General features: G+C 51.8%; 18 protein-coding genes and 3 pseudogenes. 9 read left to right on the top strand and 12 right to left on the bottom strand.

What is annotated here, in order from left to right:
- Nucleotides 1-255: 255 nt before the first annotated feature.
- Nucleotides 256-711: a MarR family winged helix-turn-helix transcriptional regulator gene (locus tag GWA01_RS11680; RefSeq protein WP_146798247.1), complete on the bottom strand. Its 456-nt coding sequence runs from the start codon at nucleotides 709-711 to the stop codon at nucleotides 256-258.
- A 67-nt stretch (nucleotides 712-778) separates the two neighbouring features.
- Between GWA01_RS11680 and GWA01_RS11685 the strand changes: the two genes are divergently transcribed.
- Entirely contained in the window at nucleotides 779-2,293 is a 1,515-nt protein-coding gene (locus tag GWA01_RS11685) for an FAD-dependent oxidoreductase (protein ID WP_146798249.1), read from the top strand.
- Between the two features lie 213 nt (nucleotides 2,294-2,506).
- On the opposite strand, the gene GWA01_RS11690 is transcribed toward GWA01_RS11685, so the two are convergent.
- The 4 genes and pseudogenes from GWA01_RS11690 to GWA01_RS11715 all read right to left on the bottom strand — a co-directional run bounded on the left by GWA01_RS11690 (nucleotide 2,507) and on the right by GWA01_RS11715 (nucleotide 6,523).
- Entirely contained in the window at nucleotides 2,507-3,265 is a 759-nt protein-coding gene (locus GWA01_RS11690) for a class I SAM-dependent methyltransferase (protein WP_222592707.1), read from the bottom strand.
- A 207-nt stretch (nucleotides 3,266-3,472) separates the two neighbouring features.
- Nucleotides 3,473-4,391: pseudogene (locus GWA01_RS11700) on the bottom strand (integrase core domain-containing protein).
- A gap of 57 nt (nucleotides 4,392-4,448) precedes the next feature.
- Complete coding sequence (locus GWA01_RS11710) at nucleotides 4,449-5,657, bottom strand: MFS transporter (RefSeq protein WP_186819566.1); 1,209 nt, start codon at nucleotides 5,655-5,657, stop codon at nucleotides 4,449-4,451.
- A gap of 218 nt (nucleotides 5,658-5,875) precedes the next feature.
- A complete protein-coding gene (locus tag GWA01_RS11715) occupies nucleotides 5,876-6,523 on the bottom strand; it encodes a TetR/AcrR family transcriptional regulator (RefSeq protein ID WP_146798253.1) in 648 nt (215 codons plus the stop codon).
- Between the two features lie 79 nt (nucleotides 6,524-6,602).
- On the opposite strand from GWA01_RS11715, the gene GWA01_RS11720 reads away from it, so the two are divergent.
- Entirely contained in the window at nucleotides 6,603-7,352 is a 750-nt protein-coding gene (locus tag GWA01_RS11720) for an SDR family oxidoreductase (protein ID WP_146798255.1), read from the top strand.
- 176 nt (nucleotides 7,353-7,528) lie between these two features.
- On the opposite strand, the pseudogene GWA01_RS13280 reads toward GWA01_RS11720, so the two are convergent.
- Nucleotides 7,529-7,767, bottom strand: a pseudogene (locus GWA01_RS13280) (IS5/IS1182 family transposase); the annotation flags it as partial.
- A 30-nt stretch (nucleotides 7,768-7,797) separates the two neighbouring features.
- Nucleotides 7,798-10,863, bottom strand: a complete 3,066-nt coding sequence (locus GWA01_RS11730; RefSeq protein ID WP_228118634.1) for a TonB-dependent receptor plug domain-containing protein — start codon at nucleotides 10,861-10,863, stop codon at nucleotides 7,798-7,800.
- A gap of 328 nt (nucleotides 10,864-11,191) precedes the next feature.
- On the opposite strand from GWA01_RS11730, the pseudogene GWA01_RS11735 reads away from it, so the two are divergent.
- Nucleotides 11,192-11,881: pseudogene (locus GWA01_RS11735) on the top strand (IS5/IS1182 family transposase); the annotation flags it as partial.
- A 116-nt stretch (nucleotides 11,882-11,997) separates the two neighbouring features.
- On the opposite strand, the gene GWA01_RS11740 reads toward GWA01_RS11735, so the two are convergent.
- Both GWA01_RS11740 and GWA01_RS11745 read right to left on the bottom strand, forming a co-directional pair.
- The gene (locus GWA01_RS11740; RefSeq protein WP_146798257.1) at nucleotides 11,998-13,323 is read right to left on the bottom strand and encodes an NAD(P)/FAD-dependent oxidoreductase; all 1,326 of its coding nucleotides are present in this window, start codon (nucleotides 13,321-13,323) and stop codon (nucleotides 11,998-12,000) included.
- 65 nt (nucleotides 13,324-13,388) lie between these two features.
- Nucleotides 13,389-13,742 carry a cupin domain-containing protein gene (locus GWA01_RS11745; RefSeq protein WP_146798259.1) on the bottom strand — a complete coding sequence of 118 codons (354 nt, stop codon included), beginning with the start codon at nucleotides 13,740-13,742 and terminating at the stop codon, nucleotides 13,389-13,391.
- Between the two features lie 216 nt (nucleotides 13,743-13,958).
- On the opposite strand from GWA01_RS11745, the gene GWA01_RS11750 reads away from it, so the two are divergent.
- Entirely contained in the window at nucleotides 13,959-14,624 is a 666-nt protein-coding gene (locus tag GWA01_RS11750) for a haloacid dehalogenase type II (protein WP_146798261.1), read from the top strand.
- Between the two features lie 51 nt (nucleotides 14,625-14,675).
- On the opposite strand, the gene GWA01_RS11755 is transcribed toward GWA01_RS11750, so the two are convergent.
- Genes GWA01_RS11755 through GWA01_RS11765 form a run of 3 tightly spaced genes read right to left on the bottom strand, consistent with a single transcriptional unit; the run spans nucleotide 14,676 to nucleotide 18,742 of the window.
- Nucleotides 14,676-15,950: an NAD(P)/FAD-dependent oxidoreductase gene (locus GWA01_RS11755; RefSeq protein WP_146798263.1), complete on the bottom strand. Its 1,275-nt coding sequence runs from the start codon at nucleotides 15,948-15,950 to the stop codon at nucleotides 14,676-14,678.
- A 48-nt stretch (nucleotides 15,951-15,998) separates the two neighbouring features.
- A complete protein-coding gene (locus GWA01_RS11760; protein WP_228118633.1) occupies nucleotides 15,999-17,327 on the bottom strand; it encodes an MFS transporter in 1,329 nt (442 codons plus the stop codon).
- 32 nt (nucleotides 17,328-17,359) lie between these two features.
- The gene (locus tag GWA01_RS11765) at nucleotides 17,360-18,742 is read right to left on the bottom strand and encodes an aminotransferase class III-fold pyridoxal phosphate-dependent enzyme (RefSeq protein ID WP_146798268.1); all 1,383 of its coding nucleotides are present in this window, start codon (nucleotides 18,740-18,742) and stop codon (nucleotides 17,360-17,362) included.
- Nucleotides 18,743-18,954: 212 nt separating this feature from the next.
- Between GWA01_RS11765 and GWA01_RS11770 the strand changes: the two genes are divergently transcribed.
- The 5 genes from GWA01_RS11770 (at nucleotide 18,955) to GWA01_RS11790 (ending at nucleotide 26,069) form a co-directional block, all read left to right on the top strand.
- Nucleotides 18,955-20,433: an aldehyde dehydrogenase family protein gene (locus tag GWA01_RS11770; RefSeq protein ID WP_228118632.1), complete on the top strand. Its 1,479-nt coding sequence runs from the start codon at nucleotides 18,955-18,957 to the stop codon at nucleotides 20,431-20,433.
- 3 nt (nucleotides 20,434-20,436) lie between these two features.
- Nucleotides 20,437-21,585 carry an amidohydrolase gene (locus tag GWA01_RS11775; protein WP_146798272.1) on the top strand — a complete coding sequence of 383 codons (1,149 nt, stop codon included), beginning with the start codon at nucleotides 20,437-20,439 and terminating at the stop codon, nucleotides 21,583-21,585.
- A gap of 2 nt (nucleotides 21,586-21,587) precedes the next feature.
- Nucleotides 21,588-22,661: a tartrate dehydrogenase gene (locus GWA01_RS11780; protein ID WP_146798274.1), complete on the top strand. Its 1,074-nt coding sequence runs from the start codon at nucleotides 21,588-21,590 to the stop codon at nucleotides 22,659-22,661.
- 236 nt (nucleotides 22,662-22,897) lie between these two features.
- Nucleotides 22,898-25,321: a TonB-dependent receptor gene (locus GWA01_RS11785; RefSeq protein WP_228118631.1), complete on the top strand. Its 2,424-nt coding sequence runs from the start codon at nucleotides 22,898-22,900 to the stop codon at nucleotides 25,319-25,321.
- A gap of 28 nt (nucleotides 25,322-25,349) precedes the next feature.
- Nucleotides 25,350-26,069 (top strand): HAD-IA family hydrolase, encoded by a 720-nt coding sequence (locus GWA01_RS11790; RefSeq protein ID WP_146798276.1) that lies wholly within the window; start codon nucleotides 25,350-25,352, stop codon nucleotides 26,067-26,069.
- Nucleotides 26,070-26,221: the final 152 nt, after the last annotated feature.

Raw genomic sequence — 26,221 nt, forward strand, 5'->3', positions numbered from 1 at the left:
TCGGAGATTTTTTATCCACACAGAGATAACTCTTCCAGAAAGTGTTTCCGCTCATCATAGGGTGCGTGGTTAGATTTTCAATTCAATGCGACACATTCATATTATGTCGCATTGAAACACGAAAAGGGGTCGTATCTTTCTTTTTTGAGAGCGAGTTTGAATGTCGGCTTTTGATGAAACGAAAGCTACATCGCTGCTTCTGTAATGTAGGTGACCGCCTCCGATGTGTTCTAAACTGAATGATTAGATGAAGCTTTAAGAGCGCATCAAATCGTCAGCAAAACGCCGCAAAAGTGTCTTTAATTGATCAAGATCTTCGTGGGCCCAATCGACGAGAATGCGGTTGGCCAACCTCTCACGGGCCGCGTTCAGCAGATCGACCATTTCCTGTCCCTTTTCAGTTACTGTCGCTTCGCGAACACGCTTGTCCGTCGTAGAAGAACGACGCGCGATAAGATCCAGCTCCTCGAGCTTACTCATTTGTCGGCTGATGGTCGTATGATCTCGGCCCGTCCGATCTGCGAGGTCGACAACGCCGATAGGACCGTAACGCCATACGCGCGCCAGAAGCGGAAACAGGGCCCGATCCAGCGGAATGCCTGCTTCTTCGATTAGGCGATCATCCCGACGCGGTCGGTTGATTTCATCGACCAGATCAATGACCGCAGCATGGAGTTCACGCAGGATTTCAGAATCATGTGCATTATTCACGTTTCTCGTTGCTCTCGACCTCAAACCTCTATATGTGAATATTACACATTAATTCGTGGAGCTGCCAGTGTCCTTCGATACAGACGTCCTGATCTCGGGTGCGGGGGCCACAGGCCTGACACTTGCCATAGATCTTGCCCGTCGTGGGGTTTCATTCCAACTGATCGAGCAGAACACAAAGCCGTTCAGCGGGTCGCGCGGCAAGGGCATCCAACCCCGAACGCTTGAAATCTTCGAAGACCTCGGCATCGTCGACCGTGTAGCGGCGGCAGGTGAATCTTATCCGCCACTGTGTCAGTATCGTCCTGATGGAAGCCATAAAGTGTCGCTTCTAACGGAGGCAGACGTTTTTCCGGCCACCGCCGAACCTTACGCCGCGCCGCTGATGCTGCCGCAGTTCGCAACTGAAGCCGTTATGCGGGAACGGCTCTCCGAACTGGGCCATCATCCACATTTTGGGACACAACTGACCGGGTTTGAACAAGACCCCCATGGCGTTACGGCGAGGATCGCACAGAAAGGTAGCGAGCAGGTTATCCGCGCCAGGTTCCTTGTCGGAGCTGATGGCGGTAGGAGTTTTGTGCGTCATGCTCTGGCAATCGATTTTCCAGGAGAAGCACTGGGTGTGCGCGCGATTGTTGCCGATGTGCAGCTAGAGGGGTTGGATCGGTCCGCCTGGCATCGTTTCCAGTTCGATTCAGCGGCGACACAGATAATGATCTGCCCGCTGGCGGGAACGGATCTCTTCCAGATTCAGGCTCCTGTGGCACTGGATGGAGAGATCGATCTGTCCCCTGTCGGACTGACCGCACTCATCGGAGACCGAACTGGCAAAGGGGATATTAGGGTCCGTTCGGTGTCCTGGTCCTCGGTCTATACGATGAGTGCGCGTCTGGCTGATTGCTATCGGATCGGGTGTGTCTTCATTGCGGGGGATGCTGCGCATGTTCACCCGCCAACCGGCGGTCAGGGCCTCAATACCAGTGTTCAGGACGCCTATAATCTCGGCTGGAAGCTGGCGTCCGTGCTCGCCGGTGCGCCAGAAGCGCTGCTCGACAGCTACGAAGCGGAACGTCGGCCGATCGCATTGAACATGCTGCGTCTCTCGACGCGGCTGCTCGGGGAAGTCAAGCAGGGCATCATGCGACGTGATCGCGAAGCGCGTCAGCTCGACCTTGACTATCGCGGCTCATCGTTGAACGTGCCCGGTCCGGTAGACGGCAAATTGCAGGCGGGCGATCGCGCACCTGATGCGCCTTGTTGCGGACAAGCTGGGCAACGAACACGACTGTTCACGATTTTCCAAGGGACTCATTGGACCTTGCTAGGTTACGAGCCGACCTACCGGCCATCGGCTATCGCGGGCGTCCGGATTGTCACTATCGGCGCGGGGAATGAACTCGTCGACGAAGATGGTTATATCGTCGCAGCGTACGGGGTCGACCCTGGTCAATGGGTGCTCGTGCGTCCGGACGGTTACATCGCAGGAATATTTTCGTCCAGAGAACTGGAGCAGCAGCTTTCTTGTTATCTGGCGCATATGTTGCCGGTCCACCCAACATATACGCTCGGAGGGTCCTGAGGGAGGCGGTGAACTACTCCGGGATCCGTGACACCCAGCATTCGAACCTAAGTACGCATGTCAGCTTTCGGGAAGCACAAAGCTTGCCTGGAAAATCCAACTTGACGGTGATTACTGTCTGTCTGCTCTTTTATTATTGAGCAGACAGACAATTTTAGAGGAATACCCAGAATTTCGCAGTTAAAATGCGCAGTCTATTTTTATTCGGATCAATTAGAGAGCCGGTTTGGTAAATACGAAGATAAACTGATCGGTCTTTCCTCGAATGGCAGGATCAAAAACTTTGAGATGATGGTCATCTTCAGGGTTTGAAAGCAGTTTGCTTTCAAATTTCAAGGAAAAGCCTGCACTGAGGATGGCTTTTTTGGCGATTGCCGGATCAATACGGTGCAAAGTGTTCGTCTCGCTGAGTCCGGTCCCTGGGGCGGCCACATGATCAATGACAACGAAGCGGCCACCAGGCTTTAAGAGATCGAAAACGTTTTTACTAAATGCGGTGATATCCACGTTCCCCAGAAATGGGGTTGGCAGATCATGAAGGTTCTGGGACGTAAAGAATACGTCCACAGGGGCTGGTAGGGTGAGATGAGCGAGATCATCCGGAACGGCCGCTACGTTTTCTAACCCTGGTGCCCCGATAAGTGCTTTCATGCGGGTTTCGCCCTTTGATCCTGGAGCGACCATGCCGGCTGGCCAAATGTCCAGTACCTTGCCCTCAGAACCAACGATACCAGAGAAGATACGGGTCCAATAACCACCTCCTGGTAAAAAGTCAGCAACACGCTCGCTTGGTTTGATCCCGGCCAGTGCAGCAATCTCAGCTCCGTGTCGACGGCTATCATCCGCTCTGTCACCCTGACGAATTGGAGCAGTCATTGCAGACGAAATATAGTCCGCTAAAGGCGCGGCATAGGCCACAGAAGACGCTAAAAGCGTGATCACGGCGGCTGAGACTGCGTTGCGCATAGTCATGATACGATCATCCCATACCAGGAATGCCACGTGAGGCTGTTACCTTAATGATGTGGCAATGCTGAAAAAATATTCATATTATCATGTCCATAGAAGAATTTTCTGGCAATAGAAAACGGAAAAGATGGGTGGTTAGGAGGTACTTCTGCTATGAATTTCGTGTGTTCGGAAGCTCTCTTTCAATAGCCATAATCGTGTTATTGCTGTCTAGTTGTTTAATCTTGGAATTTGATGGGTTGGATTGATGATGAATCTTTCTGGCTCTGAAGTTCAGATTTTGCAGATAGATTCGTAAGGTGTGAGGCCACTCAGCGTCTTGAGCCTTCGCCCGAAATTATCGGCTGCCATGAAGTCATTGAGGGGGGTGCTCAGCTGCTCATGATTGTCTTAAAGGAAGCGTTTGACGGTTGCTTCCTTGATCGTCCGGTTCATCCGTTCAACCTGACCGTTCGTTCAGGGATGATTGGGTTTTGTCAGGCGATGTTCGATCCCGTGCGCTTCACAGATCATGTCGAAGCGCACGGGACGCGACCAAGCTGTATTGCGATTACGGGGCTGTTCAGTGAACTGGATCCCATTATCGGCCAGAATGGTGCGTACCCGATAAGGAATGACGCTTAGGAGATGTTCGATGAATTCCCAGGCCCTCGACCATCTTCCGGTCGGTTGCAACGAAGAGGCATAGCTTGCCTTCAGAGGTCTGGACCTCCGCGATATCGAGGTGCAAAAATCCAACCGGGTAACGTTTGAAACGCTGTCGTTGGGGCTTGTCTATCTCCATGTCCGGAAGTCGGGATATTCCGTGACGCTGAAAGCGGCGATGCAGAGCGTGTCAGATAAGGAATGCTGGCCTGCAGGAGGCATAAAGGCCGTCATCCAGCGGCAGCAACATATGCCGCTGAAAATCGACTGCCATGGCTTCTTCGGTTTCTTTCAGACTCGTTGAGTGCGGCTCTTTGGAGCCAGTTTTCTGATCCTTGACAGTCTGACGCTTCCGCCATTTCGCAACTGTTTACGGGTTGATTCCCAACTCTTCGCTCAGCGCTGAGAGCGAATCCTGCGATTGCTATAATGCTGTTTGCACGGCGTGCGTGGTCGTGGCGCCGCCGTGACGTATCTGTCCCATAAGGCTTCCTGCCGCTCTCGTGAAAATACCACACCATCAAACTCCGGGACTAAACAACTAGGTAACTGATGTCTGCTTCCCGGCAGTTGTAAGTCCGAAAAATCTGGAAAGACGACGACTGCCACCAAGAATGCCGACAGCAACGGCGAGCATTGCGGCGGTCACCCAATGCAATTTTTCCAAAGGCAAACTGTGTGCGAGTAATGCACCTCCTATGGCCGCGCCAGCGGCTGTTCCGAAATAGATAATAGAGTGATTAATCGCGATAAGAAGAGGGCTGTTGGATGGTGCCAGAGCGATCAGGCGTGCCTGTTGTGGTGCGAAAGTGCCCCAGCCAGTAATAGACCAAATAGCAAGAGCCATGGCGGTTGTGATGGTTGTTTTCAGGCTTAATCCCATTGCAGCCTGATTGAGGGCAGCTATAAATAGAAATATAATCAGCGGTTTAATGGCTCCAAACCGATCAACCAGGCGGCCGCCAAGTTGACTGCCTACCAAGCCACCACATCCGTAAGCCAGAAAGAGAAAGACGACGGTATGTGCTTCATGGTGTCTGGCCAAAAGAGCTCCAAGATAAGTGTAACTCATCAGATTGGCAGTGTTCCAGAAGACACTTGGCAGCATGGCCAACAGGATCGTTGGGTCTTTAAGGGAGGCAAACCTCGCTGCAATGCCAACAGGGGCGGCGTGTTTTACTGGCTCCTTGGGTGGCCGGAGATACAGGATAATGGCAGACAGTGCCGAGACTGACGTTACCAGCCAGAAGGTCATACGCCAGCCGAGTATATCGCCGATTGCTGTCCCGATCGGGACGCCAAAGACGGCCGATCCAGTGAAACCAAGTGCCACCGCAGAGAGCGCCGCACCTTTCCGGGCGCTTGGTGCGAGAGATGCGGCGAGGGAGTAGGCTGTTGAAGTATAAAGAGCAGCGACGATGCCAGCGACAATTCGGGCTGCGATTAGAACAGCATAAGATGGCGTTGTGGCACAGAGCATATTTGCGATTGCAAACGTGACCAAGGTTCCAATGACAATTCGGGTTTGCCTGTAGGCCGCGGTAAAGGGCACAACAATCGGCGCGACAAGAGCATATGTCAGGGCATAGGCTGTAACGATCTGGCCTGCAGCGTTGAGATTTACATGCAGGTTGGTCGCGACTTCGGGCAGAATACCCGAGATGACGAAAACATCTGTCCCGATCGCGAAGGTGCCGAGAGCTAGAAACCATATTCTAGGATCGAGAACGGCGGAAACTGAAGAATTCACTAATCTTATTCTCTTTATCGTCATGCAGACTGAGTTAGTAATTATGCATAAATGCGGCAAATACCGCTGTCGAGAACCACTCTCCTGCGATACATCACCCGTTTTCTTCGTAGACTGCTATCAATGTCTTCTTTACGTTCCGTTTTGGAAGTAGGCCGACGTCTGAGACGTCGACAGAAGTGTTCGGACAAACACTCGACTTTGCAGAATGGATGAAATTAGGGGGCTATCTCCACGGCGCCTGATGGCGCACCAAGGCAGGCATCATCAAGGGCAATTGTCCTAAAAATGCCGGCAATACCGACCGAAACACGCCGCCTTGCCGTCAGTTCATTGTCCCCGAAACGGTCCACGGCCCAGGACAATGCCACAACGAGTTCGAACACTTCTGCCGCTGTCGCACCGTCCCCAGCGTTTCCGGACAGGGTTGCCTGACGGAGCAATGTCCCCGTTCGATCAATCAGCGCGGCGCACGCAGAAGCCATGGACGATTGCGGGTCTGTCTGAGCGGACGCAACACAGGTTGGCAGGTCGTGCCAGATGCGCAGTGTCCAGGCGAGCCGGATCAGCCATTCTGCCAGTGCCTCTTTCGGCGCGAGCGATCTGGACAGTGCATCAGCTTCGGCCAGAGCAGTTTCGATGCTGACCGAAGCTACGGCAGCAAGCAAATCGTCCCGCGTCGGAAAGTTCCGATACAGCGTCGCATTTCCCACGCCTGCACGTAGGGCGATGCCGTCGAGGGAGGCGAGAACGCCCTCTTCCTCGAATGTGGCGCGTGCGGCCGTAAGGATCGCATCACGGTTACGCCGTGCATCGGCGCGCATGGGGCGCGGCTTGGCTGAATTTATTTCCGGCTCCGCAGTCATAAATATCCTCCCTTGACTAATCGGGGAGAGTCCCCAGATAGTGTTCCGGGGAAAATCCCCACTTTCGGAGAACTATAGAATGACGCAGGAAATCGACAAGACCAACCGTACTCTGGAAGATCGGGTTGTTCTCGTAACGGGTGCCAATGGGGGGCTCGGGGAAGAATTCGTCCAACAGGCCATTCAGCGTGGCGCACGCCGCGTTTATGCGGCAGCCCGAAAACCCAGAGTTTGGAATGACGCTCGCATCGTACCGCTGACGCTCGACATCACGAAAGCCGACGACATCACACGTGCTGTCGCGACTGCGCAAGATTGTGATCTGCTCATCAACAACGCGGCCATCGCACCGGAAGCTGATGTCTTACTCCAGCCCGCGGCGGAAACACGGCGCATCTTTGACACGAATTTCTTCGGCACGCTGAACGTAGCCAATGCCTTTGCACCGGTTCTCGGTGCCAATGGCGGTGGGACAATGCTTAATATTCTGTCTGTTGCGGCGTGGGTCAGTATACCGACGGCCTATGCCGCATCGAAGGCCGCGTTATGGTCCGCGACCAACGGTTTGCGTATGGCGCTTGAGGGACAAAGCACGCAGGTTATCGGGCTGCTGGTCGGTATGATTGACACGCCGATGACCAAAAACTGGACTATTCCGAAGAGCAGCGCTGCGAGCGTCGTGACAGAAGCTTATGTCGGTATTGCCGCCGGTGCTCTGGAAATTTTGGCCGATGATACGACGCGCGACCTGAAGTCGAGACTCAACACGAAGGGCGAGGAACTCTATCCGTGGGTCCATGCCCAGCTCCGGGCGCTGATGACCTCTTAACCCGATATGCCATAAGCGGATCACTGCCCCTAGCTTTCTAGAGAAAATTAGCTGGAGTTCTCAAGGGACTGTTGATTGATACAGTTTCGCCCTGATTTTTGACACTGATTGATGATTACCATGGTGGCATTCGTTCTGCGCTTATCGGATATTTGAAGTTTTCATCCGTAAGATTGCTACACAGCGCTGCTGATTAGTTCCAGAAAGATGAAGTGGCGCATATTGTAGACTATATTGGTCAGTCCGATCTTATGGTGGCTCGCGTTATGCCTACGGTTCGGACGAACAGCCCTATCTGTGATTTTTTATCAGCAAAGACGTGCTCGACGCGGGAGCCAATAACAGAATTTCCTGCATTGGCTCTCTGGATATACCGGGGCAGAGACCTGAGATGCAGCTTCGTGCGATGAGCCTGGAGGGTTATAAAAACCCTCCAGGTTACACCTTAAAGAGAAACGTTCACGCCAAACTGGAAGGAACGCAGGATAACCCCCTTCTGAGACCATGACGAATTATACAAATACCCACCGTAAGTCGCATAATCCAAAGGAGCACGGAAACCGAGTAGGTTGTAAACGTTCGCATAAACAGACCAACGTTTATTCATCTGATAATTAACAGTCATATCAACATCCCAGAAGCCCTTAACTCGGCATTGTGTAGGATAATTAGGTCCATTCGCTTGGTTCATGCCTAAAGAATAGGCACAGCTATGACTATACAGTCCATTGCTACCTGCTGATGCAATACCACTATCGTCTGCGACTGTCTTATAACCGCTTGTATAGTAAACAGTGGGGGTGACTGCTAAACCCTTATACGAAAAAGTGTTGGCCCAGTTCGCTCTCCAACGAGGCGTGCCAGAGGAAGAAACACTCTGATATGGACCAAGCGTTCCAGCATAGCGATACGTGGTACCGTCAGGATTAACCTGATTAAAGCGCCTAACAAACGTTGCCTGCCCCTTACTATACCACATAATATTGTGCAGGAAGCCAGGAAGACGTGCATGCGCATCAATAGACATATCAAAGCCATCAGTCATCATACTTTTGGCATTAATATATTCGCCCTCAACATAACCGGGCGCGGCTAATGCATTCGGATAGTTAGGATCTTTTGGACCTGGAACAACCGTAATTCCAGAAGGCTCTCCAGAGTTCGATCCACCATTTTCAATCCAAGAATTGAAATACTGATTTGGATTAAGAATTCCGGTCGTAATATAATGATCTTTTTTAATATAATAATACTCAAAAGATAGTGTCATCCAATTCGTCGGCTTAATGACAGGTCCGACAGTATAGCTCGTAGATATTTCGGGGCGAAGGTGTGGATTTCCTACACTCATTAGCCCAAGCTCATTACCTGATTGAACATAAGCACTATTCCCATGCGACGCCATCCATGCTTGCACAGCAGGGTTGGCGGTGTCGTAGGTCACCGGGGTAAAGCCTTCTGTCTGACCAGACGTTTCTGCAAAGCTAGGTACACGGAAACCACGGTTAAACGTACCGCGTAAAGTGAACTGCTTGACTGGTTTGAACTGGAAGCCAACTTTTGGAGAAAAATGACTAAAACCTTCTGAATAGTGATCGTAACGACCTGACGTATCAACAACGAACTGTTTTAGAATAGGCAAATTTGCTTCGTAAAAACCAGATTCAACCCAACGATGACCGATCTGCGAGACCGGATTGTAACTTGCCCACTGATTCGCGTAGTTGCTTGTATCAATTGGATTGGCGTTCGGGTCGTTCACTGATTCATAACGCCAGTTTGCCCCAATCGCGAGCTTAGCCATACCACCCGGAAGCTTGAAAAGCCCCTTGCTAAGGCCAACTTGCCCCGAATATTCCTGTGAGCGGGCATTAATAGTGTTCGCAGGCAAAACATAATTCATTTCAGAGCGCGAATTTTTCGAAGGATCAACAAAATTATAAGACCCATCCGCAATCGCGGCTGTCAAATGACTGATATATGGCTGCCCTGTTTGCACCTGATTAAGGAGCGTATTCATACCGACGAAGTCAGCATTATAATTCCAGTCGGAACCCCAATTCGAATTGGACCAACCAGTATAACGGACAGATCCTCTGAAGTTATTAGACGTATCGGTTGTTACTGGAATTTGATTAAATAACCCTACCACCTGAGCATCTTGATGTTGTGCAGCGTATGGATCGTTCGGGTTCAACTGTCCATTCGAAAGCTCCCACGGCAGAATGGTGGGAGAATTACCAGCCAACTCATCCTGTGTATAAGAACCATAGGATGCTGGCGTCCCGGTCGTAATTGTACGCGCCTGAGACCAGTTAAACATCGCAATTAACTGCGACTGGTCTGTCACATTCGCAGTCAAATGTGCTGTAGCACTAATACGGCGTAAATCTGGAGAGACTTGCTTGTAACGCATTGCGTTCTGTGAGCATGCATTAGTAAGAGAATTAGGATAATTCGTGGAGAAACCGTAACCTGAGACGCCTGTCTGATTGCTACCGCATCCGGCAGAAGAATTTAGAAGGTTATATCCACCAACACCGCTTCCATTAACAGCAGGACGGACGAGAGCTGTAGTCGTTGCACCAGTAAAGTTCGTATTAAACTGATTTGTTCCAGGAAGAAGAGTATTTGTGTTTCCGTTGGAACCGCCTAATGATGTCAGGTCTCCACTATTATATGGAGATTGAAGTTGCCGATAATATAAAGAATCGTCCTGTTGGTATTCGGAATTGATGTAAAAATTGTAACCGTCATTAGCCAGATCACCATGCCCGAACGTAGCATAAAGGCGCTGATGACCTTGGTCTCCACGCTGGGTCAAACCACCCTCGGCATTCCCTTCAAAACCCTTAATCTCGTTTCGGGTTCTGAAGTTAATCACGCCTGCAACCGCATCTGCACCGTATGTTGCAGAGCCTCCGTCTTGCAGGACATCCATACCTTCAAGGATAGACATCGGAATCCAAGTCGTATCGACAAAGTCACGTTCCCCATCGTCCGCAAGCGGATAATAAGAACCTCTCTGTCCATCAATGAGCACAAGAGTAGAGTCAGTACTTAGTCCACGCAAGGACGGAGCGGATCCGCCTGGAGCAAACCCTCCTCCAGAGGCCCACTGACTCGTTAAATTTCCTGCACCGTTTGAGGAAAGTTGTTGAACGAGATCATTTACCGTTTTGAGACCACGCTGCTGCATGTCTTTACGCGTAATATGAGTGATCTCTGACGAACTTGTCGCATTGGGGTCGCGAAACAATGTGCCCGTTACAACAACGTTTTCACTACGAGATTTGGGAGCTTCGACACTCTGCTTTAAAGTATTTCGCTTTGTAGCAGATACTACATTTTTATTTTGGGTAGTTATTTTTTTGGACGTTACAACCGTCTTTTTGGGCTTAGACGTAAGCGTACCATCAGAAGATGCAGCATGCGCAATTTGTGGAAATTGAAGCCCAGCCGCAAGCGCAGTCGCTCCCATAAGCGATGTCGTCCATCGAGCCTTTTTCATAACCACAGGGTACTCCGTCAAAACTAGTGGTGCGGATCATGCATGATTCCGCAAATTTCATATCGGAAACGTTTTGTCATATGGTAATTTTGCATAAAATTAAAAACGTTAGGGTTTAAGCTTATTTGCTTCATGTTGTTACTTTTATGCAACATAGGTCAAGCTGCAGGGTTTTGAAGAAGCTACTCATTTTGATTCCTTCCGTGTGCTTCCATTCCCTTTGCGTTGATTAGGGTATGGATCATGAAGCTGTCCAGTTCCTTTGATGTTGAAGAGCAGCTTACTCGCCCGAGCTGGCTCGGTGATCAGCTTGAGGCGTTTTCTCTGACTATTGGATTGCGTGCCTGATGCCAAAATGGTCTGGTTGTTTCGTGATCGTCTGACCCAAGCTGGTGCGATGGAAATTCTATTCAACTGCTTTGATGCTACTGTGAGGAACGCCGGTTATCTGCGGATTTCAGGCCAGATCGTGGACGCCACGCTGACGGCGGCCCCAAAGCAGCGCAATACCAACGCAGAGAAGGCAGATCTGCGTGCAGGGCGTATCCCATAGGGCTAGTAGAGCAAACCCTCAAAGCTTTCTCATAAAGATCGCTATACGGGCTGGGCACTGAAGTTTACCAAAGCAAAGGGCAAGGTAACAGAACGATCCTTACAACGGATCTTGACATCTTGTTCTTTGGCTACAAATTGCATGTTTCCATCGAACGAAAATTTCGGCTGATTCAGAAATGGAAGACGATGAATGCCGTCGCCAGTGACTGTGCGCGATTAAGAGAGGGCTTGCTGGATACAACCAATACAGCGTCAGCGGTGTGGGCGAACACGGCCTGTCGTTCAAAAGCAAATGAAGATTTCATGGACAGCATGTCCTGGTTGATCAGAAATCACAGACTGGACTGTTCTACGCATTACCTTGGCCACAATGAGGATCTGCCTTGCCAATATCGTCTACAATGTACGCGGCTTTTTTTCCCTGAAGAGGATCAGAGCGGCCGCTTATCAAGTCAGAATATGAAATCCTCACATTGCTCAAATCGTAGAGCGAAAGCCATCACGGCAACCGTCAAACAGTACGCCGCAAACGTAAGATCAAAAGATACGCCCATCAAACAACGGTTCTTCGATCCCCATCTAGAAATCTGACACTTTTCCCCAAGATGTTCTCTTGAAGCGGGAAAGTTTATATTGTTTGATTTCCGTTATGGGTGTTCTTCCAAGTATTATGTCGGCAACAAGGTGCCCGGCGCCAGGACCGATACCAAAGCCGTGGCCAGAAAAACCTGCTGCAACAAGAAGACCCGAAATTCCGCTATTCCCGTCAATGATGGGCACACCGTCTGGGGTACTATCAATATATCCTGCCCATTGAGCCTGAATAGCGGCATTTTTTAGTTCGGGTAGAAGCGCCTGCGCGTTTTCCAGCGTTGCTCTGAGTGTATTTTTATCAGGCCGTGGATCAAGTATCCGCGTTGTTTCCATTGGAGTAGGCTGCTCCAGACTCCATTTGCGATTTGTATCGAAGCCATAGCGCCATGCCTGTAGGCCCCCGGGAGCGAGCTGGCGCCATCTTTTCGCAAACATCGGGAGAAACTGTACAGTACATTTGAGTATTCCGGGCGTTGGATCTACGCGCCCGTTACCAGATATTGCCAGCGTATAGCCGCCATCGCCTCGTTTGGTAACGGATGCATTTGTGGTGTGCAGGGCATCAGGCAAGCCCGTCGCGCCGGGCTTAACGGAAAGAATGGATGATCGGACCGAGGCCTGAGGAAAATTAATACCAAGCTGGTTAAGGAAAGAGCGCGCCCAAACGCCTCCAGCCATTACAACCTGACGTGTGCGAATTGTTCCGCGTTCGGTGATGACACCGCAGACAGCTCCAGCCGAAAGTTCAACTCCACGTGCTGCGCAATTCTGTATGACGTGTCCGCCATGTTTTAATACGCCTTTTGCAATCATGGGTGCCGCGAGTGATGGGTCTGCTATTCCGTCACTCGGGGACCATACGCCACCTAGCCATTTTTTTTGCGTGGCGTGCCCTCGTCGTGCCGCTTCAGACGGGCTCAACATTCTCGTGTCCACGCCTTCCCCGCGTGCAAAAATACCCCACCTGTCCCAGCCATCCAGTTCAGCCTGATCATTTGTGAGGTATAAGAGACCACAGCGTTTAAAACCGAGGGTCTCTCCGATGTCGGTAGTCATATCCTCCCAAAGGGAGAGGCTTCGGGTCGAAAGCGGCAATTCGCGTGCGTCGCGGTTCTGCTGTCGGCACCATCCCCAGTTTCGGCTTGATTGCTCAGCTCCGACAGAGCCTTTTTCGAGAAGAACGACCTTCATCCCCCCTCTCGCGAGCCAGTAAGCCGCGGACACTCCCACAATTCCCGCGCCCACGATAACAACATCGGCTTCTGCTGGCAGTGTTGGATCAGTCCGGATCGTGTTCAGTGGTGCGGACATCGTGGTCTCCGTGTGATGTGCGGAAGCGTTCAGGGTAGTTCAGGTGACTGTTTCAGTGTGCGCCATCATTCCACGAAGACATAGATCTTCTTCACGGTTTCCATGGTCTCCCAAGTTCCAACAAACCCAGGTTTCATGACGAAGCTGTCTCCTGCTTTGAAAAGATACGACTTTCCATCGTTTTCTGTGATCCCGACCAATCCTTCAAGGATATGGCAGAATTCAAATGCTTCACCCTTGATGGACTTTGTCGTACCGGGAGTGGCTTCCCAGATGCCCGTGCGCACGTTGCCATCACGAGACTTGTCCAGCGGCCATGTTTTGAAGGCGGGGGAACCGGAAACAAGCCGCTCCGGGTCAGCAACGGATTCTCGTGGTGAAAATTCAGGGCTCGATGAAATAGGAAGAAGCAGACTCATGCGTGATCTCGCCAAATAGGATGTTGCACTCTTAATGTGCCGCGTTCCTTGCCGGTTCTGATCCTGATTTTTCGCCGTGTGCAGCACGGCGTGCTGCATCATCGTTTCAATATGAAATTTCCTGCGTTGGATTGTGAAAACCTGATAACGACTGTCGACCTGAAGGCTGCATCATGACGAATATGCCAGACAGAATGGCTGCAAAAGGAATCCTGTATGACCTTCCGTCCAAAGTTCATTACCTTTGACTGCTACGGCACACTCACTTTTTTCGACATGGCCGGAGCGGCCCGTCGCATTTACGGTGAAACTCTGAGTGAACCGGCCATGCAGCTCTTCATCCAGAATTTCGCAGCTTATCGTTTGGATGAAGTGTTGGGGGCGTGGAAGCCTTATGCTGAGATTGTACATAATGCTTTGGAACGTACCTGCAGAAAAAATGGTGTTCCATTCCGCGTTGAAGATGCAATGCAAATTTATAATGAGGTTCCGACCTGGGGACCTCATGCGGATGTCCCTGCTGGATTAGCAAAAATCGCCCAGGAAATTCCCCTGGTGATTCTTTCGAACGCTATGAACAGTCAGATCATGTCAAACGTCGAGAAACTTGGTGCGCCCTTTTATAAAGTCATAACGGCTGAGGAGACAGGTACTTACAAGCCGCAGATGAATGGATTTGAGTATATGTTGGATGTTCTGGGGTGTGGCCCGGAAGACATCACGCATGTCTCGTCATCGTTTCGGTATGACCTGATGACAGCCCATGATTTGGGAATTCGCTCAAAGGTTTGGGTTAATCGTGGTCATGAACCTGCGAACCCATTTTATGAATATGAAGAGATAAAAGATATCAACGGGTTGCCTGGCGTTTTCGACCTTTGAGAGTAGAAGCCCAGCAGGAGGCATAGCCTTTTGCTGGGCTCAATTGGTGAGTCAAAAATATTTATCTTTGGCGCGGTAGTAAGCCCCCACGAACGGCATAAAATGGGTGGCGATCCCATAGGCCGGGATAGGCTGCCACGGGCGGTTCCAGACTGGGATTTCAACTTTTTCTCCGGCGAGTCTGCGGCCCAGAAGCTGCCCGAGGTGAACGGACATCTGAACGCCGTGCCCGCTCAGTCCCATGGCGTATGTAATGCCATTCCATTCTCCAGTATGGGGCAGGCGGTCTACGCTCATGTCCACGTTTCCGCCCCAGCAGTAATCAATTTCCGTATTTTCGAGTTCCGGGTAGATCTCTGTCAGGGCTGCATGGAGGATTTGGCCTGAACGGATATCTGATTTTTCGCTGGATTGCGAAAAGTTGGCACGTCCACCAAAAATCAGGCGCCGATCGGCGGTAGTTCTGAAATAGTTATGAATGTTTCGCGTGGTGACCACGTTCCGCCGACCCGGCAAAATACGCGCAAACTGTTCTTCCGGCATGGGAGCAGTAGCAACAATGAAGCTGCCAACAGGCATGATCCTGCGCCGAAACCAGCTTGGTGCTTTTCGGCTTGTTCCTGTTGCGAGCAGCACATTGCGTGTCTGAATGGCGCCAGCGGATGAGGAAACTTCAAATTTTTCGCCGATCCGGCGGATAGCTGTCATGGGGGTGTTTTCAAAGATTTTTACACCTGCTTCCATTGCTTTGATTGCAAGCGCGCTTCCGAATTTTCCGACATGCATCTGTGCGCTTTTGCGATAGAGAATGCCGCCTTCAAATGTCGTCGAGCCGCCAATTTCCCTGGCTACTGCTTCACGATCAAGAAGGTCTGTTTGTGGATCAGCATGTAGCTTTAAGGCTTCCTGATCTGCGCGAAGGCCCGTCAGGTGTTTTTGTGTCCATGCGACTTTCAGTTTTCCACAGCGGCGAAAATCACAGGCGATATTTTCGCTTGTGACGATTTTTTCGACCGTATCGACGGCGTTATCAAAAAAGCGGTAGAGCGCAACGGCCTGTTCCAGACCATATTTCCCCACCATGGCCTGAAAATTGCCAGCGGTACCATTATTGACGTGCCCGCCGTTTCGACCGGACGCATGACAGGCAATCTGGTCTGCTTCCAGAATCACAACCTTCTTGCCTTCCTTTGCCAGAGTGCGTGCTGCCGAAAGACCGGTGAAACCAGCACCGACGACCACGACATCGGCATATGTGGGAAACTCGGACAACGCAGTGCCTGATACGCGGGATATGCTGTCCAACCAGTAGGGAACAAGTTTCATGAGACGATCTCCGTCAGGATGCACAGATTGAGGGAGGCAAAGGGTCGATCAAAGAACGGTGGCGCCCAAGACGGTGCCTTTTGTTTCCGGCGCCCAGATCCAGCTGATCAGCAGACCTGCGAGCATGAAGCCTGCCGCCGTGAGCATCATTGGCTGCATCCCGAAGCGGGCATAGCCCAGTGGCAGCAGGAATGTTCCCAGCGCGGCTCCAAGCCTGCTGAAAGAACAGGCCATGCCGACGGCGCTTGCACGAATGGATGTTGGGAATAATTCATTAGGATAGACGAACTGCAGTCCGCTTCCTGCGGCTTCCGACATTGAGTAGAGAATGAATCCGGCAAATATCATCCAGTCAGCAGGCGTGGGCGATACGCCCAGAAGCAAGAGCCCAGCCAGACTGAATGCGAAAGTGCCAATCAGGAGCAGGCGCCTGCCAATTAGATTAATCAATCCGAGCGTTACAGGAAGAATGCCCAGGATCGTCAGGCCCGTAATGCAGAGCGATCCGAGGAGTGCGTTCTGGACATGGTATTGATGCAGGAGCTGGGCCTGAAGTGTGTGGATTGCGAAGCCCGGCGCACTTTGCAGGATCCAGAAAGCGCTGACGAACATAAGTGCCCCCCGATATGGGGAGCGTATGATCTGGAGAAGGGAGAGCTGCCCCTGAGTTTCGGCGGCAGGCAGGACATCCGTCTTGAGATGATTACGGACGACGTTGCGGGCATCGCCAATTCGTCCTTGCTGCACGAGCCAGCGAGGAGATTCAGGTAGTCCCATGCGCAAACAGAAAAGGATAAGCGAGGGAACGGCGCTGGAGATCAGCATGATCCGCCATGAAATCCCTGGAAAAAAGGAAAGGCCGTAACCCACAGCATAGCTGGCGGTATATCCGATCCACCAGGCTAGTATGAGCCCTGAAAGCACGGGGCCACGAAGTTTGCGTGGCATGAATTCCGTGACGTAGGACGTTGCGATGGGATAATCGGCGCCTACGGCTACGCCAAGAAGGAAGCGAAGCCCGATCAGGACTATCAGGCCTGAACATATCCCTTGCAGAAGCGAGAAGACGACGAATGCTGCGATATTCAGCGTGAAAAGTGGACGTCGGCCAAGGCGATCCGAAACTGCCCCACCAAGCATTCCGCCCGCCAGAACGCCAACCAATGCTGCTGCCCCCACAAGGCCGGTCTCCCCGCCATTGAGGTGAAGCTCCCGAACGATGGAAGGGAGAGCGATGCCGATAATTCCCAAAATATAGCCATCACAGAATGGTCCCCCCGCGGAAATTAGCGCCAGTTTCGAATGAAACCCTGTGGGAGGCAGATCATCAAGTGTGGCAGCGGGAGCGGAGGAAACGTCAGGGTCATGATGGGACAACCTTTGTTTCCTCCTGTTAAGCATGAGCGTTTTCAGGCTTTCAACGCGAGTGCTACGGCTGGATCGGCTATGACGCGATCCAGAACAGTGACAAGGCCGTCACAGAGCTGATCCATTTCGGCAATTGTGCTGCACAGGGGCGGTGCCAGACCAATGACATCGTCACCAAAGGCACGGAAAAGAATGCCGTGTTCATAGCCGTAACGGCTCAGCTTTCCTGAAATACCAAGTTTTGGATCGGGCTTCGTTTTGGCCGATTTGTCTATTACGAGTTCAATCCCGGCAAGCATCCCTATAGAGCGCGTTGTTCCGACCAACGGATGATTGCCGAGGCCTGCCAGACGTGTGGCCAGATGTTTGCCCACTCGGGTACCGTTTTCGAGAAGACCACCTTCATATAGGTCCAGAACGGCCAGACCGATGGCAGCGCTGACAGGATGGGCGCTGTAGGTCTGGCCATGCCCGACGGCAACTCCCGCTGGTGTTTTGTCGCGGATCGTCTCGTATATTTCGTTGGACATGAAGACGCCGCCCATTGGGGCGTATCCGGCAGTCAGGCCCTTTGCGACTGTCATCATGTCCGGCTCAATATTTTCGTGTTCACAGGCAAAGAGAGGGCCTGTTCGCCCGAAGCCCGTAATGACTTCATCGACGATGAACAGGATGTTCAGTTCGCGGCACGCTGCCTGCATGGCGCTTGCCCAACCTGCGGGTGGTACGATAACGCCTCCCGAACCCTGCACGAGCTCACAATAGAATGCCGCAACATGTTCTGGACCACCGATCTTCGCGATTTCATCATGCAACGCGCGAACGGAAGCCTGAATGATGGCCTCTGCATTGGGGCCAGCCGGGTGCCGATAAGGATCGGGGCTTGGAATGTGATGTTGCCAGGGAAGGGGGACATCAGCGTCGCGGTGGAATACCGGAAGCGCAGTCAGGCCAGCGCCTACAAATGAAGAACCGTGATAGCCTTTTTGCAGGCCGATGACGTGGCGCTTTTCAGGTGTTCCGCGTGCATGCTGATAGTAACGAATGAACCGCAACGTGCTGTCGACAGCGTCGGAACCACCGAGTGCGAAATAGATATGGTTCAGATGGCCTGGAGCCTGCTTGGTCAGACGTGCAGCCAGTTCGATGGCTGGTTCGTTTGAAAACCCGAAATATCCGGTGGCGTAGGGCAGTTTTTCAAGCTGGCGCCGCCCGGCCTCGACAACGCTTTCACAACCATAACCGGTATTGACGCACCACAGCCCCGAAAAACCGTCCAGCAGGCGATGTCCATTGCTATCTGTCAGCCAGACACCCTTACCTGACTCGAGAATGGTGGCACCATTGGTTTCGTGGCCCTGCCATGACGAGACGGGATGGATGAGGTGTTCGCGGTCAAGCGAGACGAGACGTGGCGTATCCATGATGATTCCTGTCCTGATCCTGAGCAGGATCATTGCGTAAAAGCTGCGATATGTAATGCAAGAAAGACAGCGCTCTGGAGCACAAAATGCTGTAGGCGCCCCCGGAACAGCATGGATATTCAAATATGCATATCGGTCGTTTTGCTATTTGATCAGGTCGGCCCCTAAGCACATTGTAGTAGAACCGCAATGGTGCTTTTCAGGAACGAATAATGACCGGTACCACCTTTGATCCACGCCAGATGGTTCTTCCAAACAGTCATTTTATAGATGGTCGGCTATTGGCGGGAGAAGGTGTCATTCCGGTCCATGCACCTTCGGATGGTCGGCTTCTCTGTAATCTCCCTGAGGCTGGGTTTGATCTGGTGGATTATGCTGTCCGCCTCGCGCAGGATGTGCAGGTGCGATCCGGCTGGGCACGTGCTGCGCCCCGTGAGCGTGGGCGTGTGCTGCGTCGTTGGGCGGATCTTGTAGAAGAAAATGCCGTGGAGCTGGCGCGTTTGGAAACACTATGCTCCACGCGCCCCATTTCGGAAACAACGGCATGGGATGTCCCATTTACCGCTGAAGGCATCCGGTTTTTTGCCGAATATTCTGACAAGCTTGGCGGAGAGGTGGCGGCGACCCAGAGCGATCTTCTGGGTATGGTTCTGGCAGAGCCTTATGGGGTGATCGGCGCGATTGCTCCGTGGAATTTCCCGCTGGTCATGGGAAGCTGGAAAGTCGTTCCCGCATTGGTGGCAGGAAATGGTGTTGTTCTCAAACCATCGGAAATGACACCGTTCTCGATTATTCGTCTTGCTGAACTCGCTGTCGAAGCGGGTGTTCCAGCCGGACTTTTTAATATTGTTCAGGGGACGGGACCGATCACGGGAAATGCGCTGTCGCGACATAGTGGCTGCGGAAAGCTGACATTTACGGGGTCTACGCGGACAGGTATCGAAATTATGAAGGCGGCGGCGGAAAGCGGGCCAAAGCCGGTTACGCTGGAGTTGGGCGGGAAGAGCCCGCAAATCGTTTTTGACGATATTCGCAGCATTGATGCAGTGGCTGATCGCATTCTGAGAGCCTTTACTGGCAATGCAGGGCAAGTTTGCGTTTCTGGGTCCCGCCTTATCGTGCAGCGGGGCGTTCATGACGCTCTCATGGAGAAGATTGTTGTTCGGGCGCAGAATTTCGCGGCGGGTGCACTCGAAGATGCGGCAACGCGCTACTCCCCTATTATTTCGGAGCGGCAGGCAAATTCTATTGAGACGGGTGTGCAGATCAGTGTGCGGGAAGGTGCCTCGGCACTGATACCGCTCAAGCGTCTGGAGAGTTCGGGAGGGGTATTCCTGTCCCCCTGTATTCTCTCTGATGTTACGTCTCAAACAACAGCCGTTAAGGATGAGCTTTTTGGCCCGGTGCTGACAGTCCAGATTTTTGATGAGGAAGACGAGGCGCTCTCGCTTGCATCGCATGCCACTTACGGGTTGGCGGCTGGTGTTCATACTTCCGATCTGGGGCGGGCCATGCGTTCTGTCCGCAATCTGAAGGCCGGTACTGTCTGGGTTAACCGTTATGGACGTTCATCGGATTTTGTAATTCCTACAGGTGGATATGGCGGATCCGGGATCGGGAAGGATCTTGGGCGTCAGGCGGTTGAAGCCAATCTGCGCCATAAAAGCGTTCTCATGGCGTTTGAGGGCTGAGCCATGGATCTCGCAGACCTCATTGCTTTACGAAAAGACCTCCATGCTCATCCAGAACTGAGATTTGAGGAATTTCGTACTTCCGACACCATAGCGGATGTTCTGACATCGCTCGGGTATCAGCCGTTCCGGGGATTGGCAAAAACTGGCGTTGTGGCGTCTCTTCACGGCAAAACGCCCGGGTCATCCATTATTCTGCGCGCGGATATGGATGCTCTGCCCATTGAGGAACGCGGAGAGTATGAGCATGTTTCGCGCCATCCCGGGAGGATGCACGCTTGTGGACATGATGGCCACACAACCATGCTTCTTGGTGCGGCTGCCGCTCTGGCGCTGAACCCGCCTGAAAGCGGAACAGTGCACTTTGTGTTCCAGCCTGCTGAAGAGGGAGGGGCAGGGGCCAGAGTCATGCTCGAGGAGGGGCTTTTGGAAAAATTCCCTGCTGATCGTGTTTTTGGAATGCATAACTGGCCCGGTTTGTCCGTAGGTTCGATGGCTACGCGTACAGGTGCGATTATGGCTGGCGGGTGGCGTTTCCAGGTAGACATAACGGGTCTGGGTTCACATGCGGCCCAGCCGCATCAGGGTCGGGATGCGCTGACGATCGGGGCGGCGTTCGTGCAGGAAGCACAGCTTCTGGTGTCGCGCCGGGCTGACCCACTGGCAACTGCGGTTCTGTCCATTTGTACTTTCCATGCGGGCACAGCAGACAACATCCTGCCCGAAACGGCGGTGCTTCGTGGCACGATCCGCTCTCTGGATATTGAATGTCTGGATGCCCTGAAAGAGGGGATGACGCGTCTTGCTGCAGGTTTGGCGCTCGCACATGACGTCACTATCAAGGTGCATTTTCTTCAGCCTTATCCCGTGACGGTAAATACTCCTGAAGAAACGGAACTGGTGCTGGCAGTCATGAAGCAGGCCATGGGCGGGGAGGGGCAGGTTGTACCTGATATGCCACCAAGCATGGCATCCGAAGATTTTGGCTTCATGCTGGAGCAAAGGCCAGGCGCGCTTGTTATGCTGGGAAATGGCAACTCCGCACCGCTCCACGCACCGGATTACGATTTCGATGATACAATCATTCCGCATGGCATCGCCTATTGGGTAGCACTCGCCCATGCCTGCCTGCGCCCAAATCAGGATATCTGATCATGCCAAATTACAGAATTGCCGTGTTGCCCGGAGATGGTATCGGCAAGGAAGTCATGCCCGAAGCTCTCAAAGTACTTGATAGTGTCGGGAAATTATGTGGGATAAGTTTTGATTATAACCATTTTGATTGGAGCTGTGAAACCTGGCTGAAAACCGGCCAGATGATGCCTGAAGACGGCATGGGCCAACTGTCCCAGAATGATGCCATTCTGCTGGGCGCAGTGGGGTATCCCGGAGTGCCGGATCATCTGTCGCTGTGGGGGCTGCTCCTCAAGATCCGCAGGGAGTTTGATCAGTATGTAAATTTGCGTCCCGTTCGCCTCCTGCCAGGAATTCCCTGTCCTCTGGCCAACAAGAAGCCGGGTGATGTGGACTTCTGGATTGTCCGTGAAAATGTCGAAGGGGAATATTCGCAAATCGGTGGAAGGTTCGCAGAGGGAACGGAGGCGGAAGGTGTTGTTCAGAGTGCTGTTTTCACAAAACTCGGGACCGACCGCATTTTACGATATGCATTTGAGCTGGCTCGCAAGATAGGCAGACCTCATGTGACATCTGCTACAAAATCGAATGGTCTTTTCCATTCGATGCCCTATTGGGACGAGCGGTTTGCAGCTGTTGGTACGGAATATCCGGATGTCCGCATGGATCAGTACCATATCGACATTCTTGCGGCCCGATTTGTAATGTCACCAGAACGCTTTGATGTGGTTGTCGGAAGCAATCTGTTCGGAGATATTCTCTCTGACCTAGGCCCGGGAATGACGGGTACGATTGCGGTGGCGCCATCGGCCAACATCAATCCTGAAAAAAAATATCCATCAATGTTTGAGCCCGTTCATGGCTCGGCTCCAGATATTTTTGGCAGGAAAATTGCCAATCCGATCGGCCAGATCTGGGCTGCATCCATGATGCTGGATCATCTGGGGGAAGCCGAGGCTGCAGCGATGATATTGCAGGCCATGATGGATGTTCTGTCCCGCCCGGATGCGGCACGTACGCCGGATATGGGTGGTGAAGCGAGAACGGCAGATGTTGGAAATGCAATCTCTCAGGCGGTTCTGAAAGGTCTTTAAGAGCGCCCGGCAAAAATGGGGGTTAAGTATTCCAATAACGGAATCATCTGCCAATCGAAAGGTCGAAACGGGAGAATGAACTGAACTGAATATGCAACGAATTGTCTGCCAGAAAGAATGCAAATACGGCTCTCTGTCAGCTTTCGGAGAACCAGTTATCGATGGGAACAGGCATGTCAGATTCAGCGCAAATGTTCGTGCTTCAATGTTGTGGCTCCAAGATACTCTCCAAAAGCATGAGGAAGCATGGACGTCTGATCCTTCTTACGCTCTCCACCTGGCTGTCCGTTCAGAGCGCAGGTGCGGCTGCGGCGGTGCATCACGCGCGTACCCGACATTCCAGCAAGGCTGTATCTCCACCTGTTACGACTGCAGTTCAGGCAAGTCATCCCATGGGAGCTGCCCATCACGACCTTGAATCGCATGCAGCGGAGAGTGTGGTTGTTCATACGAATGTTTCGTCGGCTACAGGCGTAACAAATTCCACGCCTGGAGGCGGCTTGATGCCGCCCCAGACAGTGGCGAAGTCGCGCAGTGGCATCACTCGCGATTTTATTGCCAAGCAGAGCCCAACTTCAAACCCGGTAGCCATGATCGCAAATCTTCCGGGCGTGGTATATTCAGGCAACGATCCTTTGGGTACGAATGATGACCAGCAGGGGCTGAGTGTTCGCGGTTTGGATCAGACCGAAATCGGATATCTCTATGAAGGTATTCCGTCTGCTGCTCCGGTTTATCTTCTGCCTTACACGTCATCCACAGCAGATAATGAAAATATTCAGAGCATCACTCTTACGCAGGGCTCACCGGACATAACGTCGCCGCTGTATAATGCAGTAGGCGGAGAACTGAGTGAAAGCCTGCGTGATCCGTCTCATAAATTTGGCGGTCTGGCTAATTTTTCATATGGCTCTTTTAGCCTGAAGCGTGAATTCATCCGTATGGATACGGGTGATATCGGCCATACGGGAATTCGTGGATTTCTTTCATTCTCTGCCCGGACTGCTGATGAATGGCGCGGTGTGGGGCAGACGCGGCGTTATCACGTGGATGGAAAATTTGTAAAGGAATGGGGCGAGGGCAATAAGGCGTCTTTTATTATATCGTATAACGACCCCCTTCAGTATTATTTACGTGCGCCAACAAAGTCTCAGTGGAGTCGATATGGCGTTAATTATAATTATGCAGATAAATTCACAAAAGGCAGTTCCAATTACTATAAACTTCAAGAAAACTTGCACCGCACCCTTATTCTTGGCGCCCCGGTCAATCTGAGTCTTGGCCATGGACTCAAGCTCAACACAACGCCCTATTTCACTTACGCTACAGGCTACGACAACGGGGGCACCACTCTCTCTCCTGACGGAAGCTATTATGGTAATCAACCTGCCGGGACGCTTCAGAATACGGGTGCTGTTGGGAATAATTCTTTTTCTGCAATCTCGATTGATCGCTATGATCTGTATTATAGCGGATTAAATACAACGCTTTCTTGGCAGAAGGGAAATAACACCCTTGCCGTTGGATACTGGTATTCGTACTTTGATCAGTCTGAACCATCGCTATATGAGGCTCTGGGGCCAGATGGGCAGGTGTCCAGCATGTATGGGCAATGGGCGATCAAAACTCAGGATGGATCACTTCTGTCCCAGTATAATATTCATCTTATCCAGCAGACAAACTCCCTGTTCATCAACGACACCTATAAAGCCTTTAACGACCGTCTAACTTTGACGGCAGGATTCAAGGAAACGATGGTGACGCGTCAGGTAACCCAGAACATTCCGGGTGCCAACTACCAGAACGGACAGAGCGATGCGGCTCCCCTGCCGCAGGTCGCGATCAGCTACAAGATTACTCCGCACGACCAGATTTACGTCAACGGAACCACGTCTTTTCGTCTGCCGGCGTCAATCATGTCGTATGTTGATCGCTACAGTGTATCAACCGGGGTGCAGACACGTTCACATACCGTCAATCCCAAGTCCGAATATGCTATTGGAGAAGAAATCGGATACCGTCACACTGGTCTTGTGAATGTATCTCTCGCGCTCTTCAACTACAATTTCACGAACCGCCAGATTAACACGACGACTTATGCTAGCGGCACGCCGGTAACAGAATCCATTAATGGTGGTGGACAGACGGCTCGTGGCGCGCAGATCGAGGTTGGACTGCGACCCTGGCATCATTTCAGCCCCTATGTTTCTGCGCAGTATCTTCACGCCACGACGGATAATAATCTGCAGGTTGGAAATGATTATATTCGCTCTGCAGGGAAAATTGCTGTCAAGAGTCCGAAAGTCACTGTTGCAGTGGGGCTTTCCTATGACGATGGAAGCCTTTTTGGGGCTTTCAACATGAATTATGTCAGCAAGCAGTATTCAACTTTCATGGATGACGAGAGCATTCCGTCATTTGAGACATTCAATCTGAACTTTGGATACCGCTTCCATAACTACATGTATCTCAAGCATCCGCAGATTCAGCTTAACCTGATGAATATCGGCAATAGCGGATTTCTGTCTGGCGTCAGCGGGCTCAGCACGAATGCCAAGGCTACCAAAGGTGTTTATGGGACAACCATCGCTGGAAGTGCGCCAACCTACTTTGTCGGCGGCGGCTTCGCTGGCGTTCTCTCCTTTACAACCGGTTTCTGACCAATTTTTTCCAGAAAGATTCAGTCCAATGATGCGTAGACCCAAAGTTCTGACATTTGATGTGGTTGGAACGTTGATCGATTTCGAAACCGGGATGAAGAACGCTCTGCTGGAGATTTTGGGCCCCAAAGGTGGAACACTGGATTTCGAGGCATTCCTGACAGAATATCGTGCGTTACGAAATCGCCCGGGCAAACTGCTGTTTCCCGAAGATTTGGCCCCTATCTACCTGCAGCTTGCTGGAAAATTCGATCTTCCGACAGGGAATGGGGAAGAAAAGACATTTGTAGAAAGTGCCACATCCTGGCCAGCGTTTGACGACAGCGTAGACGCTATGAAGAGGCTTAAAAAGCACTTCCATCTCGTAGCGATGACGAATGCTCGCAGGTGGGCATTTGATGGTATGGATAAAACCCTCGATTACCCATTTTTCAAGGGTTACACGGTGAATGACAGTGGCTGTGAAAAGCCTGACCCTCAGTATTTTACGTATGTGCTCGAGCAGCTCGCACCAGAGGGATACACGAAGAACGATGTGCTGCATGTTGCCCAGAGCCAGTTTCATGATATCGCGATTGCCCGGGAGCTTGGCTATACGGTGTGCTGGATAGAGCGTCGTAAGGCTGTGGGCGGAGGCTTTGGCGGTACGGTCGCGGTTCAGAAGCTGACAACTCCTGATTATCACTATCACACTCTCGCAGAACTTGCAGATGCCGCAGATCGTGGCGAACTTGTGATGATGGGCTGAACAGGCCGCTGAATCTGCTGCATGCTAAAAGTCATTCAGCAGATTTCTCTGTTATGTGGGGTATTTTGAGTAAAACATTCAGCCATTCCGTGTTCTGATCAACCTGCATACTGGCAACGGGGGCTCGAAGTGATTTCTTTCAGGCAGATGTT

Source organism: Gluconobacter wancherniae NBRC 103581 (assembly GCF_007988885.1).
In the GTDB taxonomy this organism is placed as follows: Bacteria; Pseudomonadota; Alphaproteobacteria; order Acetobacterales; family Acetobacteraceae; genus Gluconobacter; species Gluconobacter wancherniae.

Excerpts from the sequence above, each read along its gene's own strand:
- GWA01_RS11690 (WP_222592707.1), bottom strand. The coding sequence starts at position 3,265 with ATGACTATGCGCAACGCAGTCTCAGCCGCCGTGATCACGCTTTTAGCG.
- GWA01_RS11715 (WP_146798253.1), bottom strand. The coding sequence starts at position 6,523 with ATGACTGCGGAGCCGGAAATAAATTCAGCCAAGCCGCGCCCCATGCGC.
- GWA01_RS11720 (WP_146798255.1), top strand. The coding sequence starts at position 6,603 with ATGACGCAGGAAATCGACAAGACCAACCGTACTCTGGAAGATCGGGTT.
- GWA01_RS11730 (WP_228118634.1), bottom strand. The coding sequence starts at position 10,863 with ATGAAAAAGGCTCGATGGACGACATCGCTTATGGGAGCGACTGCGCTT.
- GWA01_RS11740 (WP_146798257.1), bottom strand. The coding sequence starts at position 13,323 with ATGTCCGCACCACTGAACACGATCCGGACTGATCCAACACTGCCAGCA.
- GWA01_RS11745 (WP_146798259.1), bottom strand. The coding sequence starts at position 13,742 with ATGAGTCTGCTTCTTCCTATTTCATCGAGCCCTGAATTTTCACCACGA.
- GWA01_RS11750 (WP_146798261.1), top strand. The coding sequence starts at position 13,959 with ATGACCTTCCGTCCAAAGTTCATTACCTTTGACTGCTACGGCACACTC.
- GWA01_RS11755 (WP_146798263.1), bottom strand. The coding sequence starts at position 15,950 with ATGAAACTTGTTCCCTACTGGTTGGACAGCATATCCCGCGTATCAGGC.
- GWA01_RS11765 (WP_146798268.1), bottom strand. The coding sequence starts at position 18,742 with ATGGATACGCCACGTCTCGTCTCGCTTGACCGCGAACACCTCATCCAT.
- GWA01_RS11770 (WP_228118632.1), top strand. The coding sequence starts at position 18,955 with ATGACCGGTACCACCTTTGATCCACGCCAGATGGTTCTTCCAAACAGT.
- GWA01_RS11775 (WP_146798272.1), top strand. The coding sequence starts at position 20,437 with ATGGATCTCGCAGACCTCATTGCTTTACGAAAAGACCTCCATGCTCAT.
- GWA01_RS11780 (WP_146798274.1), top strand. The coding sequence starts at position 21,588 with ATGCCAAATTACAGAATTGCCGTGTTGCCCGGAGATGGTATCGGCAAG.
- GWA01_RS11785 (WP_228118631.1), top strand. The coding sequence starts at position 22,898 with ATGAGGAAGCATGGACGTCTGATCCTTCTTACGCTCTCCACCTGGCTG.
- GWA01_RS11790 (WP_146798276.1), top strand. The coding sequence starts at position 25,350 with ATGATGCGTAGACCCAAAGTTCTGACATTTGATGTGGTTGGAACGTTG.